Source organism: Bacillus cereus group sp. BfR-BA-01430, assembly GCF_022663115.1.
Lineage (GTDB): Bacteria > Bacillota > Bacilli > Bacillales > Bacillaceae_G > Bacillus_A > Bacillus_A cereus_BD.
This window is the reverse complement of record NZ_JAKUEW010000019.1, coordinates 17,167-31,174: the sequence shown is the minus strand read 5'-3', so window position 1 is coordinate 31,174 and position 14,008 is coordinate 17,167. Positions and strand designations below refer to the sequence as shown.

Genomic DNA, 14,008 nt, shown 5'->3' with positions numbered 1-14,008 from the left:
TCATGAAAGAAATCAATAAATATATGTCCCCTAGCGAAGCGGCTTTTCGTTGGGGGAAATCCGATACAACATTAAAAAATTACTTACAAAACAAAATTAAAGGTGCGGTAACTGTTGAAGAAATGATTGATATGGGACATGTTAAATATTTCGTTAAGCCAGGTGGTAAACGTAAAGAGTGGATTATTAGCGAAAGTGCAATGGAAATATGGTTTCCTAAAAAGGGGTAGGGGGATGGAAAATGAATATAGAACGTCAGTATATAGAAAAAGTAATTGTGGATATGGAAAAACGTATGAATCACTTAACGAAGATGCGAAAATTACATAATGAAAAGTTGAATTCATTAGAAGATGACGGAACTTTCGAAGAGGGGTTATACAAAGGTTATAAAAACGCTCAAGAACGAGAAATGGATTTCTTAAAGACAGAACTTACATTTTTAAAAGGCGCATTAGAAAAATAAACTGACGTAAAATAAATCAAAGATAAAAAGCCGGCTCATAAGAACCGGCTTTTATTTTGTTAATCGAACTATTCTTGTGTATAGACGTAATCAATGCCTTTAGCATCTAGCCATGCTGTCGCTCGATCTAGTTCATTCCCTTGGCGGTATGCTGTTTCAAATCTAACTAACCCTTGTTTATCTCCATAAGAGATGATACGAGATTCATAACCAAGAGCATCCATCATCCCTAACATTTCCGGCACTAATGCTGTACCAAATTCATACGATACGACTTTATTAAATTTATCCACTTTAATCCCCACTCCTTCTTGTTTTCCGACAGTTTGATTTGTAAACCAAGACAATGGTTTGTTTCCGATTAATTTATTTAAATCACATTTACCAATACCAGGCACATGCCCTGTCTCTGTGTACTGCCATATATCGCACTCATACGCAGGTTTGTTTCCGCCATAACGAGGGATCCATACGAAATCTGCTTTTACTCTATCCATGCCGAACGGCTTGTACATATGATGACCGACATACAGACCTATTTTCTTTGCACCTAATCGACGTAATTCATCAATAAAGGATTGTGCGCCTGCTCGCATGTCATTCATTGTTTTCACTTCTACATCAGCCACCCAGACTGTCGCACTTTTGTCACCGCGATTCCAGAAATCACGAGCTTCTATACGCGCATCATTTTCAGAAACAAAACGACAGAATGCATAGTTACCAAAAGGGATACCATGTTGTTTCATTGCTTCTACATATCCTTTGTATAAAGGATCAACATAATTTGAGCCGTCTTGTACACGAGCTATGATAAAATCAATGTGTTGTTTTGCTACAGGCCAATTAATATTACCATTCCATTTTGAAATATCTATAATGTGTCCCATTATTTATCGTCTCCTTTTTGAAAACAAAAAAACAGCCAACGGGAGGCTGTTTTTTATCATTTTTCAATTTGTATTTTCTTCGTCCGAAAGACTAGTCCACTTTTTACCGTTTACAATATTCAATATATTTTGGCGAGAAACACCGTATTTTCTTGCAAGAGCTGTCGCTCCGTATACCCTATCTCGTTTTATAAACACTCTCCTAATATATTTCACATCATCCCATTTTAACTTAGACTGACTGTTCTTTTCCCCACTAATATTTTTTATATTTACCAAACCATTATCAAATGCATGTTGTATATTTTCTGAAACGGTCACCCATTCCAAATTATTTAATGAATTATCAGTTTTGTCACCATTAATATGGTTCACTTGCGGTTTATTCTCTTCATTAGGGATAAAGGCTTCTGCAATTAACCGGTGAACTTCTTTAACTTTCTGTTTTCCATCTTTGTATAAGGTTACGCATTTATATCCTTTCTTACTGTTGACTAATGTTAAAACTCTACCCTTTAATATATAAAAACCTTTGCCATCTTTTCCATTTCTCTTCTTTCTATCCAAACTACGTACATTTCCTAAGTTAGAAATTTGATATAAATCTTCATATCCTAGGATATCTCTCCAAATCTCATCCATTCTCAAACACTCCTTTAACTAATGAAAAAAATGTTGTTATATCCCGATGTTATATATATAAATTATATACTTATATCAATAGTTAGGGAGATTTTATTCTGTGGCATTTATAATTCCTTATCATTCATATCTTCGTGATCAGTCCAAATCCCTAGAGAAATACCAACCGCAAATAGATAGGGCATAAACTCATCAAGAAAGCTTTTTGCTTCCGGAACTCCTGCTTTTACAAATAAAAATCCTATTAAAGATGCAATAGCTATTAACGTCTTCCAGTTGCGGAATCGTTTTTTGATATTTTCTTTTGATTGATTCATAGTTAATTCACCTCCTTTTCCAAATTATTAAGTCTGTGATGTGCTTGTTTGGCGCTTTCCTCAACCCTTGTTACTCGTTCTCCCAAAGCGGCCATTTGCTTCTCGTTTGCTTTTAAATCGATTCGAATATCATCAACTCCTTTCCTGATGTAGCCTAATTCAGCCTTCATTTCCGCGCTTTGCTGCCCATCGGATTTTATAGATTTATTTTTGTTTAATGAGTACGCTAAGTAGCTAATCGCAAGTGATAGTACCGCGACTAATACACCAATTTCAATTGTCATTTTTCGACTCCTTTTCGCAAAATAAAAAAAGCCTGCTCATTGCACGCTAGTAATTAAATCTTCTCTTCCGTTGTCAATTAAATACGTATCGATTCTTTCTTTATACGCCTTCATCTTGGTAACGATAAATGTATACGTAAAAACCTTATCAATCACTCTTTGTGCCATGTACTCAGCCATTATTGAGCACCTCCTTCATTCATTGTTTCTTCAGGAATATTAGTGATAATAAGCTCATCTAATGCTTTTTGCATTAAATCTTGTTTTTCACTTAACTCTTTTATTTTCTCTTCATTAGAACTACTAATAATCAATTCGTCGAGCGCTTGTTGTATGAGTTCTAATTGATTCTTTAAATCTTTAATTCCTGTATCGGAATCACTAGTGGTTTCATTGCCTTCGAGTGTTTCCCACTCATAATAGAAACGATTTTTAAGTTTATCATAATGTACACGGCCAATTTGATTTCCGTTCACTTTATCTTCTGGAATTTCACCGCTATACAGTGTCCATCCTTGCGAAATAGCGTCTGCTGCATCTTTCGCAAATCCAAAATTTTCATCAAACGGCATATTATGTCTACTCGTTACTAACCCGTTATAATCAACAATAAATGCTTTCATATTCTTCACTCTCCTTTTCTACTCCCACAAGAACGGAAACGCTCCATACGGGCTTTGCTCTGTAATGATTGCTGTTACTGAGTTGTTTGCAATAGGATATGACCATAGTATTTTTCCGTCTGGTGATATTTTTTTTATAGAGTCTGTACATGCTGCATATATATTACCGACTTTATCTACAGTAAGATCACTAACTTCTTCAGGAACCCTCCAAATTTCTTTCATGTCTTGTGAAAGTTTAACAACAGCATTCGGACCTGAAGAACCGTTATATTTATAAGCGTATATGTTCTTGTATTGATCAATTGTTGTATGACGCAGCTCAAAAACATCCATAGTAGCAGTTGCGACTTCTTTGCCAGTTGGTGAAATCTTTTTAAATTGAGACTTAGCACTGCTCCCTATATGCATCGCATTCATGAATACATATACATATCCTTCATTATCTACTGCAAAATATGAGTTTGAAAAGACTTCTGAGTGATAATCCCACACTTCTTTTCCGTCTGGTGATATTTTTTTTACGGTCGCATAGAAGTTTACATATATATTTCCTTTTCCATCGCACGCTAAATCAAGAATTTGCGATTGTGAAATACGCCACACTTCTTTTCCGTCTGGTGATATTTTTATAATTCGACCCGTTGAAGATTTCGTATATATATAGCCATCTTTGTCTACTACCACTCTGTATAGCACTGCGTTTTCTTTAAATGTCCACACTTCTTGACCACTTGGAGATATTTTTTTTAATTCTCCAGCATATTTCGCCCCTGAAGCGCTATACACATACCCATCTTTATCTACTGCAATGTCATGGACAGTTCCAATGTGATTGCTCACAGCCCAAATTTCCTTGCTTGTATCAGGAGCAAGTTTTTTTACCACTTTTTCACGGTTTCCAAAGAATAAATTGATTTCCAAGTTGCTGAATGTTTCCCATTTCGTACCATTCCAATATTGACCTACAAGCCATTCCCACTTGCCGCTTCTGTAAATTCTAGATGTACCAAGTAAGGAATATACTTGCATAAATTTATTCTTCAACACGTTTATCTTATTAGCACCCATGCTATTAATAAGATTTTCTCGTGAATACTCTATATTAATCTCTTTTTTATTAGAAAATACTTTTAAAGCACGCTCAAGCATGAATCTAATGTCAATATCGTATAAGCTGATCCATACAGTACCCTCTATTTTGGGAGGCTCCAGTCCATATTCTCTAAAAACAATTTTCTTGGCGGGAACAGATGATTTAATCCATACGGTACCTTTTTCTTTCACTGTCGGCTCTGTAGCTTGTACATATACCTTTACCGCACGTCGTAATCCAAGATACGTTCCACCCATTCCGTGTTCTTCTAAAAAACTCATCTTGGCACCGCCTTTACAAAATCCCCGTCATCATCATATTTAAGATCAAATACTTTTGTTTTGTATGCTATACCATTTTTGTAGTAAGTTACGGTACGAACGAGATAATTTCCATCTGCGTCAGGATTAGAAAGGACTGATTTTTTTCGTAATTTACCGTCCTCCTGCGCTTCCTCATACACGGTGTAAATGCCATTCTCATCTTTACCACTTCTAGAAGGGACTCCATCCTCTGTTCGTTTGTTAATTTCAACTGTTACTTGTTCAGAATTAGGATGTTCTGTCCAACCTAGCCAACTTCCATTATCAAGATAATTTGTAAAAAATTTATTTTGATAATCCTTTGCCATTACAAATCCATATCCAGTAGAGTTTAAAAATGAGATACCTCGCCATGATTTGTTATTAGGAGTTTGCCCTTGTACTCCGCCATTACAATAAATCGTATTCATTCCTTTTCCTCTAGCTAAAATTTCATCAAGAATATTTTTAGAGGTGTCACTAATGGAGATAGTAGGACCACCATCATCTTGAGTTATCTTTTTTACTTGGGTTTTATTTACATCATCAATGGATGCATGTCGAACCCAACCGACCCATCCATGCTTGCCATTAATATAATTAGTCCAAAAGTTACCGTTATAGTCTTTAGCCATTACAAACCCTATGTCAGATTGATTAAGAAATGAGATACCTCGCCAACTTACATTCGCAGGAGTTTGTCCTTGTACTCCACCGTTGCAATAGATTGTATTTAAACCCGCACCCTTAGCTAAAATTTCATCAAGAATATTTTGAGAACTATTACTAACAGAAATCGTTTGTGAACCGTTATCATTTGTAATTTTTTTCATCTGAGCAACATCAGTAGTTGCTACAGTTTTTATCCCTGCTTCACCTTGTTTTCTTAGTAATAAATCGCCTGTAGGAGTAATAAGTTGTAAGCCATGATCGTTTGTATCATTAGCATTATAGAAGAGTTTCACTTCACCTTTTCCATTGAGAGTTTTCAAAATTAATGCGGGTAATGATTTTTGAATCACTAAATCATCAGTCATTGTGTCTCCAGATTTATCGACCTTTTTATCGATTTCTTTTATAAGAGAAGTTACAGCATCTTCTAGAGATTTATTAACTGCTTCATCACCTATATCGGCATGTTTTATAGCTGACTCTAAGGTTTCTTTGATATCTTCTAAAGTAGCTACTTTTTTATCAATTTCTTTGAAAATATTATTAGACATTTCTCTTTTTACATATTCATTGCCGAGCGGCAATGGTAACTTTAATCGTTCTGTAAATTCAGGCATATACTCACACCTTTCTATATGTTTCTAATTCATCCCACGTTAGATTCAGTTCATCTAACTGATATTGGATTAGATTGTAACTGTCTAATTCATCCCACGTTAGATAAGTAAAGATATATTTAACATCTAAATGAGCAGGAATAATTTCTCGTAAAGCTAGTTTTATATCGTCAATGTTCGGCGGAATTCCAAACTTGCCTACAAATGTAATGATAATTGTGTAATTAGGAATGTCCTGTTTTACCTCTACTTCGCCATATTGGAACGACTCAGCTACTTTTTTAATCAATCGCAATCGCGTAGCTCCGGTGCTACGCATTTTACTTTTTATGACGCTTCTGCGCTGATCTAAAGGTTTATTACTATCAGATGTAATCCCATACTCCTCTTCCCAATCAAAAATGGACCACGTAGCTGTTTCGATATCAAATTGTGCCCGTACATCCTCAAATTCTATTTCTTCATTGACAACACCGTCTGCACTGATTTGCATAAGATTTCGAAATATCTCAGAGTCACGATATTCTTTCATTGAATCAGCGAGAAACGTTTCTACTAAAACATCACGTTCCTTCATAGAACTTCACATCTCCAAGAACGGCTATTTGTCCAGACTGTAAAATCACGTCTTTTTGTTCATTATTCATCAACAATTTATTGACTCGTATTAACTTCAATACGTCCACTGCAACGGATCCAATTTTTAAATAACTAACTTGATAAGGTTCTTTCAAAATGGATTGTCTACGAGCATTTTCGCGCCAATACAGCCTGTTCATTTCTTTTAAATAGCTATTCACACCTAAGATGAGTTGCTGTTTCAATTGTTCTGCCTCTTTTACAGAAGATACATACACATCGAGATTAATAGTCACAGGTTTAGCTGATTCCACGTAAACAGTCGCTCCAATAGGCGCTTGACCGTCTCCCATCTCATCGATAGGTGCTATATATTCTTTTGTTTTTTGAACAAGTTCTTTAGAAGCAGGTAGAAAGCTTGTATCGCATATTAATAGTTGTACAGTACCTTTACCTTTAGAAACAGGAAAAACAAGCACACCGCCGACATTAGGCACACTTAAAGACCAACGTATATAATCACCTATATTCCCGGAATTCGACGTTTCTCGGCGCCAAGCGAAATAACGAGATCGCAAATCTTCATCAGATTCCTTTTCTTCTCCACCTGCGATTTTTTCTGGATTGGTAACATTGGCCACACCGAAAACTGGTTCAATGAGTTGAATCGTATTTTCTGCAGTATTACCAATTTTTCCGGAAAGAACGGATTCGATCATTACTGTTACATTTCCGCTCGGCCCAATGACCGCTTCTTCTAGCTGTTTGTATTCAACGATTTTATTATCTAAGTCATAACGAATCGAAACGTATACAGATCCTTTAGGAAGCTTCGTGCCCTCATTCCCCCAAACGGTAACCTTTCCTTTTGCTTTTTTAGCAGCATAACGTTGTAACGGTGTATTATTTTCAACAACTTCATCTAAATCTTCATCAGTTGCATATTTAGCAAACCGAGTGTAGTACCATTTTTTAAAGGCTGCACGTTGCTCGGCCCTAGCAATCGCTTGCGGCTTCAACACATCATAGATAAAGCCACCTTGTCGCTTATCCCATTTTTTATCGACTTGATTGAGCATGCTTTGTAAAACATCTTGTTCGGTCTCATTCCACCATGCGGGATACTTCGTTGGTAATGTCATGCTTTCACTTCCCTTCTTACATTGACATTTCCGTAAATGGTATAAACTATATAGGAAGCTATATAAGCGTCTTTTGCGTCTTTTGTGATTTCTATTTCACTGACATCTATAATCCTATCGTCGTAAATAAGAGAATCCCGTATTGCTTCTTTGACTAGCGAAATCCGTCCTGCTTCGTTTATTCCGCTATCTATCAATACGTTACGTACATCAGAACCATATTCATCTGTATAAACGCGGTAGGCACCTCTATGGGCGTGATGGATTTTCTCGATTAGATTAGCCATCCCTTTTTGACCATCATCCACAACAATTGAACCGCTAGCGTCAGTGATAAATTCACCTTTTTTGAAATCAAAAAGAGGTGTCAAGTATCCTTGCACCTCTTCATTTTCAAATGATTGTTCAGTAGGAATTTCCCACTCGATTTTCGGCAACACATTATATCGCATAAGTATTAATCACCACCCACAAAGAGTTCGTTGAAGGGAATCGATTAGGGAGTAACATGACATTCGTTCCTACAGCAATATTCCAGGGACAAAACGTTTGTGAAGCAGGATATCGCACTGTTTTATCTGCAATTGCTACGTATTCAGAACCAGTATAGCGACATAGAGTTACAGATTCGTGTAATGGTTTTACGACAAATTGCCGATCTGTAGGGCCTGCACTAGATATACGTTGTATTAGCACCGTCTCATTTTTTGAAAATTTTACATTAGGCATAATAAAGAACGTGCTAGGTAAAGCCTTTGTGGAACCATGTATTTGTATCGTTACATTCGGTTCACTTGTAATGATTTTTCCAAGAAAAAAGTTCATGTCCTCGCTGTTTCCTGCGCTTTGTATATGATTTAAAATCCGTTCTATCCCTCTCTTTTCCATCTCTTCACCTACCCTTCGTTATTTTCTTGCGGTGGAACATATTCTTTGCTCGGTAAAGCAGCAGTATGAGCCACATCGGCACTGAACACAACATAATTTCGATAAATTTGATACGCTGCCTTCTTTACGTAATATCCACCAAGTATTGTTTTTGTAGGATCTTCTAAATATATATAATCTCCAGACCATATCCGCGGTTCTTCTATACTATGAACATGTTCGATTTGTCGCGATACATCCGGTAAGGTTCTTGTTCCTAATATACTTTCCGCATAACTTATCGCTGCTGCTTCGGTATCACCACTAAATTCTTCAACTGTAGATAGAGGACCGTATTTTTTTATAGAATTACCATCAGATTTAACTGCAATAATATTCTTCTCCCTATTTACAACAGTAATTTTATTCTTTACTTCTTCTACGGAAACAGTCTTTTCGCTATTTGTTAATCCGGATCCTAAAACAGGGATGAACCTTGCTGGCTTCCACTCAAATATGCGTAACCCTTCAGGTTCGAACCGTATCCAATATTTTTTGCCGGTTCTTTTTTTACTTTCGTATAAGATTATGATTAACATTTCGAACACACTCTGAGCATTGTTCTTATCTAAATACATAAGGGGGAATATCGTATTAATTTCTACTAGTTCCTTAATTGGATAGCTATATCTATTCAAAATAGATCGTATCATTTGGCTAGCGGTACGATTTTGAAATAAGAATTCATCATCGGATTTAACTAAATTAAACAGATGGTCATACGCAGTTACATCAACGTTTCGACCTTTCGGATTCTTATACCCTCGTACTACCCCGACAAACCAAACATTGCCATTCACTATAATTTTTAATGGTTTTCCATCAATTTCATCGAATTCTGGTTTATATATAAGCGTCAGTTCTACTTTTACCGGGCCATTTTGATAATCATCATCCAATTTGATAGGAGGAACTACTGCATCAGTTACTACCATATTTCCTATAATGACCTCTAACACAATAATCCCCTCCTATAAAATGAATTGAGCAGCAACATAACCATGTAAACTACCATATTGAATATAAAGCCATCCAGCTTGAGTTCTCGTATTCTTAGAAAATGTCACGACCTGCCCTTGTTTTATCGTTCCAATTACTCGATTATTTGGAGATGGGCCTTCTCTAACAGCGAGCATATGAGTTCCATTTACTCTTCCAGTCTGCAAAGCATACTTATTGAGATTATTAGACGGAGGTCGCCTGATAGTACCGGATTTATCCATGTACCCCAGCTTAATTTCTCTATGTTCTTTAAAAGTTATATTAAATTCGATGTAACCAGGTGAATCTTGCCAGTATTCGAATTTCTTCACTTTCATTTCTCTCTTATAATTCAGATCTGGTAGATTAAGCAGCACTACTTCTTGTGAATCTCTCAGACTAGAAAGAAACGAGACTGCTGAAAAAGGATCATGTCGCGCTTCTTCTCCCGAAACTTTTTTAAAAGAAAAGAAGGAGGTAAATGAAACCTCCTCCAGCTCTTTGCCATCAGAAAAAGGAATAACACCTTGTCCTAATGTGTTCAGTTCTTCTATTTTAGTGTCTCCGCCTTTTGGACCAGTACCTTTCGGAGTGAATGGAAAGGTAAATTTGGCCGTTTTTGTTAAAAGGAAAATCACGATTCCATCACCCCTAAATTAATTTTTGTTTTTCCATTCGCTGCATCATCTAATTTATCAGCCAGATAATTCACAAGCTTATCAGCTAATTCTTTAAATGTATCTTCATTTTCGTGCATTTCTTTAGCCGAACCACCTGAAATATTGATGTTAAATTCGTTCTTAATATGATTTGTTTGTACTGTGCTTCCACCTTTTGAAGAACCAATAGCCGGTTTACTTGGTGAAGCAGGAGCAAACGGAATGCTTACATCTTTTGCTATACTTACAGCTTTATCGCGAGTATAATCTTTACGTGCTTCAATTCCACCTTCTAAACCTTGCATTGTCCATACACCATATTGGTGGAAAAGCTTAGATGGTGAGTTTATGGAAAGTAATTTTCTAACCGGACCAGGAACAACGCTATCTATTAAATTCGAAACTTTATCTCCTAATCCAGTCGCCGCAGACTTTATACCATTCCAAAGACCTTCCATCATATTTTTACCTATTTCTAAAAATTTAGCAGGTAAAGATTTTACAGCATTCAAGATATCGTCCCACGTTTTTTTGAAGAAATCTTTTATATTTCCTAAGATTTCTTGCACCTTAGTTCTCATTCCGCTTACAGCTTCACTTACCCCTGTACGGACATTATTCCATGTAGTGGTCGTGAATTCTTTGACCGTAGTCCAAATATTTTTAACTATATTTCCAGCTGCCTCTAACCCTGTTTGAATTGCAGTTTTGACCGCATTAATTGCAGAAGTTACTACATTTTTAATTCCATTCCAACTCATTTTAAAAATATTTAAAATAAGATTTAACGTGGTCGTAATAATATTACGGATAAATGAAAAACCGAAATTTATTACATTTTGGATTAAATTAATGGATCCTTTTACAATGTTAACAACGCCATTAAAAGCAGCTTTAAAACCAGACGTTAAGGTTTTACCGATTGCACTAGTAGATTTGGTGAATATAGATTTGGCGCCATTCCAGATTGCAGTAAGTCCCGTCATAAATCCAGTTTTAATGGCAGACCATCCACCAGTGAAAATAGCCTTAATAGCAGTAAATCCTGCTTTGAACACACCAAGTAAACGTCCAATGAATAACAATTGCACGCCATTCCAAATCGCCATAAGGGCATTTTTAAATAACGATTTTACCCCTTCCCATAATCCTTTCCAGTTTCCAGTGAACAATGAAGCAAAGATTTTTATAATTGCCAAGATCACCCCGACAATACCCTGTATAAACCCAGCGATATTCTGGAGCGTTCCGATTACAATAACTTTTATCACCATAAAAACTACAGAAAGGACGGGTTGCATCGTTTTAAAAAGCGTTATAACAGATTTTACTATCGTAGAAACAGCCGACATAATACCAGGGCCGCTACCTTTAAAAGCAGATGCTATTTGTTTAGCAACCGATTTAACTATTGATACTAACCCTGAAAAAGCTTGTTTAACAGCTGATACTGTACTTGTAATTTGTCCAACCATATCATCAGACAATCCAGCCATTTTTAAGAATGATGCGCCTTTTTTATCGCCATTCTTGATAATCATGAATAAACCTTTGATTGCGTTTTTCACATTATTAATGACCGCAATTGATTGTCTAATTGTTGATGGATCTAATCCGGCACTACTTAATAGTGATGTTGCTTTCCCTTCATTTCCACTAAATAAAGCAGTAAATCCTTTTGCTGTATTGATAACGGATGAAATCGCACTCTTTACACCAAAGATGACACTAATTGCTCCCTCTGAGAATCCAAGCGTTTTTAAGAACCCGCCTGCTTCTGTGTCATTTCCAGAAACAAGTGCTTTAATACTTGAGATGGCCAGTTTAATATTTGTCGATATACTTGTAATTGTTTTTATAGTATTAGGACTAAACCCTAGACTACTTAGGATTGAGACACCTTTACCATCATCATTGAAGATTGCCTTAATTCCCGACCATGTGGTAACTATAAAATTTTTCACTTGATTCATTTTTGACATTAAAGAATCAAATGCCGATTTCACTCCGTTTATGGCGCTGTTAGCAATATTCCGGAATGTTGTACATTTGTTGTAAAGAACTACTATTGCTACGCCGATTGCAGCTACAACACCAATTACAGCTAATGCTGTTCCGATTATTCCCGCGAATGCACCGGCTGTTAAACCCATAGCCCCAGCCAATAAAGTAAATCCAGATACCATGCTAGGAATAATAGCTAATACAATCCCTAGAATTCCGCCTAAAGCTACAAATGTGCCGATGATTGCAGCGATTACAGCAATTGTTGTTTTTGTTCCGTCACTCAAACTATTAAACCAGCTAACCGCCCCTTGTAGACCAGATACAACCCATTTAATAGCGGGTAGAAGAGCATTACCTAAAGCAATAGCTGCGCCTTCAAGACCGGACTTTAATGCAGTAAGTTGCCCATTTAGGTTCTCTGTCATGGTTTTTGCCATTTTAGAAGCGGCACCATCAGCTTCTTGTAATGCTTTTGTATTTTTCTCTAGTTTTCCACTACCTTCAGATAATAGCGCAGCCCAGTTTTTGTATGCTTCTGCACCAAATAAAGTTGTTAATGTAGCCGACTTTTGCTGTGCAGTCATTTTACCTGTTTTATCTTCTAACTCTTTTACGATAGAAGGTAAAGGCTTGATCTTACCTTGAGCATCGAAGAAAGATAGATTTAATTGATCCATCGTTTTCTTCATTTCTTTTGTAGGTTTCGCCAGACGACCAAGTGAAGTGGCGAATGCTTGACCTGCAACAGAACCTTGTAAACCACTATTACCCATCGCCATGATAGCGGCGGAAGTTTCCTCCATACTAAAACCAACCGTATGAGCTGTACCTGCTGCATATTTCATTGCTTCGCCCATCTGACTAACGTTTGTATTTGCATTTGATGAAGCGTATGCTAACACATCAGCTGTATGTCCAGCTTTATCAGCAGATAGGCCGAAGCCACTCATAATATTTGATGAAATGTCCGCAGCTGAGCCTAAATCTAGTGCACCTGCAGCAGCTAAGTCCAACATACCAGGCATAGCCGACATAATATCTTTGGTTTTAAAACCAGCCATCGCTAAATACTGCATCCCTTCCGCTGCTTCGGAAGCAGAATATTTAGTAGATGCACCTAATTGTTTCGCCTGTTCGGATAGCTGTCCTAATTCTCCTTTAGAAGCGCCGGATACAGCTGCTACTTTAGACATTGCTTCTTCGAAATTAGCAGCAGTTTTGACGCTTGCCCCTAATCCAGCAATGACAGCGCCGCCCGCAGCAGTAGCAGCGGCTCCAGTAGTTAGCAACGATCCTTGCGCTCGTTCCAAACCGTTTAGCATTTGAGCATTCCGCTCACTAACACCACCAAACCGCTGTTGAAGTTGGTTCATTCCGTTGCTAGCAGTATTTGCACTTTGTCCAGTATGCTGCATAGCTTGGCTTGTTTGGTTCAATCGCTGACTTGTTTGTTGCAGAGTGTTATTTAATTGTTGTGAATTCTGTGTTAATTGTGTAGTTCTTTGTGCTGTTTGTTGTAACGCAGCAGAACCTGTATTTCTAAGTCTTAAAGAAGAATCCAATCTTCTTGCAGCTTGTGATGTCCGCTCCATTGTTTGTGTAATCCGCTGTAATGGAGCAGACATCGCATCCATTAAACTGATTTTACCTGTTACTTGTTTACTACTCATATTCCACCGCCTTCGTCATCAATCTTGGGCCTCGGCGGCTGCTTTTTCTTCCGCTTCTTTATCTCGTTCGTCTTGAACCAAACAAGAAGCAATAAAAAAGAGTTTCTTCCTATAAGGCATAAGAAAAAACTCTT

17 protein-coding genes are annotated in these 14,008 nt (G+C 37.0%); 2 read left to right on the top strand and 15 right to left on the bottom strand.

The features are described from left to right. Positions 1-2: 2 nt before the first annotated feature. Positions 3-230 (top strand): helix-turn-helix domain-containing protein, encoded by a 228-nt coding sequence (locus tag MR058_RS20555; RefSeq protein WP_242145598.1) that lies wholly within the window; start codon positions 3-5, stop codon positions 228-230. A gap of 11 nt (positions 231-241) precedes the next feature. Beyond that, a complete protein-coding gene (locus MR058_RS20550) occupies positions 242-466 on the top strand; it encodes a hypothetical protein (protein ID WP_242145597.1) in 225 nt (74 codons plus the stop codon). A 68-nt stretch (positions 467-534) separates the two neighbouring features. Here MR058_RS20550 and MR058_RS20545 read toward each other — a convergent pair whose 3' ends face one another. The 15 genes from MR058_RS20545 to MR058_RS20475 form a co-directional block, all read right to left on the bottom strand. After that, the gene (locus MR058_RS20545) at positions 535-1,356 is read right to left on the bottom strand and encodes a GH25 family lysozyme (RefSeq protein WP_242145596.1); all 822 of its coding nucleotides are present in this window, start codon (positions 1,354-1,356) and stop codon (positions 535-537) included. A gap of 63 nt (positions 1,357-1,419) precedes the next feature. Continuing rightward, a complete protein-coding gene (locus MR058_RS20540) occupies positions 1,420-1,998 on the bottom strand; it encodes an NUMOD4 motif-containing HNH endonuclease (protein WP_074540313.1) in 579 nt (192 codons plus the stop codon). A gap of 107 nt (positions 1,999-2,105) precedes the next feature. Beyond that, positions 2,106-2,315 carry a hypothetical protein gene (locus tag MR058_RS20535; protein ID WP_242145595.1) on the bottom strand — a complete coding sequence of 70 codons (210 nt, stop codon included), beginning with the start codon at positions 2,313-2,315 and terminating at the stop codon, positions 2,106-2,108. Positions 2,316-2,317: 2 nt separating this feature from the next. Continuing rightward, a complete protein-coding gene (locus tag MR058_RS20530; RefSeq protein ID WP_242145594.1) occupies positions 2,318-2,599 on the bottom strand; it encodes a hypothetical protein in 282 nt (93 codons plus the stop codon). Between the two features lie 36 nt (positions 2,600-2,635). Further along, a complete protein-coding gene (locus MR058_RS20525; protein WP_242145593.1) occupies positions 2,636-2,779 on the bottom strand; it encodes a hypothetical protein in 144 nt (47 codons plus the stop codon). Beyond that, the gene (locus MR058_RS20520) at positions 2,779-3,222 is read right to left on the bottom strand and encodes a hypothetical protein (RefSeq protein ID WP_242145592.1); all 444 of its coding nucleotides are present in this window, start codon (positions 3,220-3,222) and stop codon (positions 2,779-2,781) included. Before MR058_RS20520 ends, MR058_RS20525 begins: the two co-directional genes overlap by 1 nt. Before the next feature lie 18 nt (positions 3,223-3,240). Then, positions 3,241-4,599, bottom strand: coding sequence for an outer membrane protein assembly factor BamB family protein (locus tag MR058_RS20515; protein WP_242145591.1), 1,359 nt, complete (start codon positions 4,597-4,599; stop codon positions 3,241-3,243). Beyond that, the gene (locus MR058_RS20510; RefSeq protein ID WP_242145590.1) at positions 4,596-5,909 is read right to left on the bottom strand and encodes a hypothetical protein; all 1,314 of its coding nucleotides are present in this window, start codon (positions 5,907-5,909) and stop codon (positions 4,596-4,598) included. Before MR058_RS20510 ends, MR058_RS20515 begins: the two co-directional genes overlap by 4 nt. 4 nt (positions 5,910-5,913) lie before the next feature. Continuing rightward, the gene (locus MR058_RS20505) at positions 5,914-6,486 is read right to left on the bottom strand and encodes a putative phage tail protein (protein WP_242145589.1); all 573 of its coding nucleotides are present in this window, start codon (positions 6,484-6,486) and stop codon (positions 5,914-5,916) included. Continuing rightward, on the bottom strand, positions 6,473-7,630 hold the full coding sequence (locus tag MR058_RS20500; RefSeq protein WP_242145588.1) for a baseplate J/gp47 family protein: 1,158 nt from the start codon (positions 7,628-7,630) through the stop codon (positions 6,473-6,475). Before MR058_RS20500 ends, MR058_RS20505 begins: the two co-directional genes overlap by 14 nt. Next, positions 7,627-8,070, bottom strand: coding sequence for a DUF2634 domain-containing protein (locus tag MR058_RS20495; protein ID WP_242145587.1), 444 nt, complete (start codon positions 8,068-8,070; stop codon positions 7,627-7,629). The genes MR058_RS20500 and MR058_RS20495 overlap by 4 nt, the downstream gene beginning before the upstream one ends. A 1-nt stretch (position 8,071) precedes the next feature. Continuing rightward, positions 8,072-8,518 carry a hypothetical protein gene (locus MR058_RS20490; protein ID WP_242145586.1) on the bottom strand — a complete coding sequence of 149 codons (447 nt, stop codon included), beginning with the start codon at positions 8,516-8,518 and terminating at the stop codon, positions 8,072-8,074. An 8-nt stretch (positions 8,519-8,526) separates the two neighbouring features. After that, positions 8,527-9,516: an XkdQ/YqbQ family protein gene (locus tag MR058_RS20485; protein WP_242145585.1), complete on the bottom strand. Its 990-nt coding sequence runs from the start codon at positions 9,514-9,516 to the stop codon at positions 8,527-8,529. A gap of 12 nt (positions 9,517-9,528) precedes the next feature. After that, positions 9,529-10,176 carry an SH3 domain-containing protein gene (locus MR058_RS23480; RefSeq protein ID WP_242145584.1) on the bottom strand — a complete coding sequence of 216 codons (648 nt, stop codon included), beginning with the start codon at positions 10,174-10,176 and terminating at the stop codon, positions 9,529-9,531. Then, positions 10,173-13,874, bottom strand: a complete 3,702-nt coding sequence (locus tag MR058_RS20475; RefSeq protein ID WP_242145583.1) for a phage tail tape measure protein — start codon at positions 13,872-13,874, stop codon at positions 10,173-10,175. Before MR058_RS20475 ends, MR058_RS23480 begins: the two co-directional genes overlap by 4 nt. Positions 13,875-14,008: the final 134 nt, after the last annotated feature.

Excerpts from the sequence above, each read along its gene's own strand:
- MR058_RS20500 (WP_242145588.1), bottom strand. The coding sequence starts at position 7,630 with ATGACATTACCAACGAAGTATCCCGCATGGTGGAATGAGACCGAACAA.
- MR058_RS20525 (WP_242145593.1), bottom strand. The coding sequence starts at position 2,779 with ATGGCTGAGTACATGGCACAAAGAGTGATTGATAAGGTTTTTACGTAT.
- MR058_RS20490 (WP_242145586.1), bottom strand. The coding sequence starts at position 8,518 with ATGGAAAAGAGAGGGATAGAACGGATTTTAAATCATATACAAAGCGCA.
- MR058_RS20555 (WP_242145598.1), top strand. The coding sequence starts at position 3 with ATGAAAGAAATCAATAAATATATGTCCCCTAGCGAAGCGGCTTTTCGT.
- MR058_RS20505 (WP_242145589.1), bottom strand. The coding sequence starts at position 6,486 with ATGAAGGAACGTGATGTTTTAGTAGAAACGTTTCTCGCTGATTCAATG.
- MR058_RS20475 (WP_242145583.1), bottom strand. The coding sequence starts at position 13,874 with ATGAGTAGTAAACAAGTAACAGGTAAAATCAGTTTAATGGATGCGATG.
- MR058_RS20530 (WP_242145594.1), bottom strand. The coding sequence starts at position 2,599 with ATGACAATTGAAATTGGTGTATTAGTCGCGGTACTATCACTTGCGATT.
- MR058_RS20545 (WP_242145596.1), bottom strand. The coding sequence starts at position 1,356 with ATGGGACACATTATAGATATTTCAAAATGGAATGGTAATATTAATTGG.
- MR058_RS20540 (WP_074540313.1), bottom strand. The coding sequence starts at position 1,998 with ATGGATGAGATTTGGAGAGATATCCTAGGATATGAAGATTTATATCAA.
- MR058_RS20515 (WP_242145591.1), bottom strand. The coding sequence starts at position 4,599 with ATGAGTTTTTTAGAAGAACACGGAATGGGTGGAACGTATCTTGGATTA.
- MR058_RS20550 (WP_242145597.1), top strand. The coding sequence starts at position 242 with ATGAATATAGAACGTCAGTATATAGAAAAAGTAATTGTGGATATGGAA.
- MR058_RS20520 (WP_242145592.1), bottom strand. The coding sequence starts at position 3,222 with ATGAAAGCATTTATTGTTGATTATAACGGGTTAGTAACGAGTAGACAT.
- MR058_RS20510 (WP_242145590.1), bottom strand. The coding sequence starts at position 5,909 with ATGCCTGAATTTACAGAACGATTAAAGTTACCATTGCCGCTCGGCAAT.
- MR058_RS20535 (WP_242145595.1), bottom strand. The coding sequence starts at position 2,315 with ATGAATCAATCAAAAGAAAATATCAAAAAACGATTCCGCAACTGGAAG.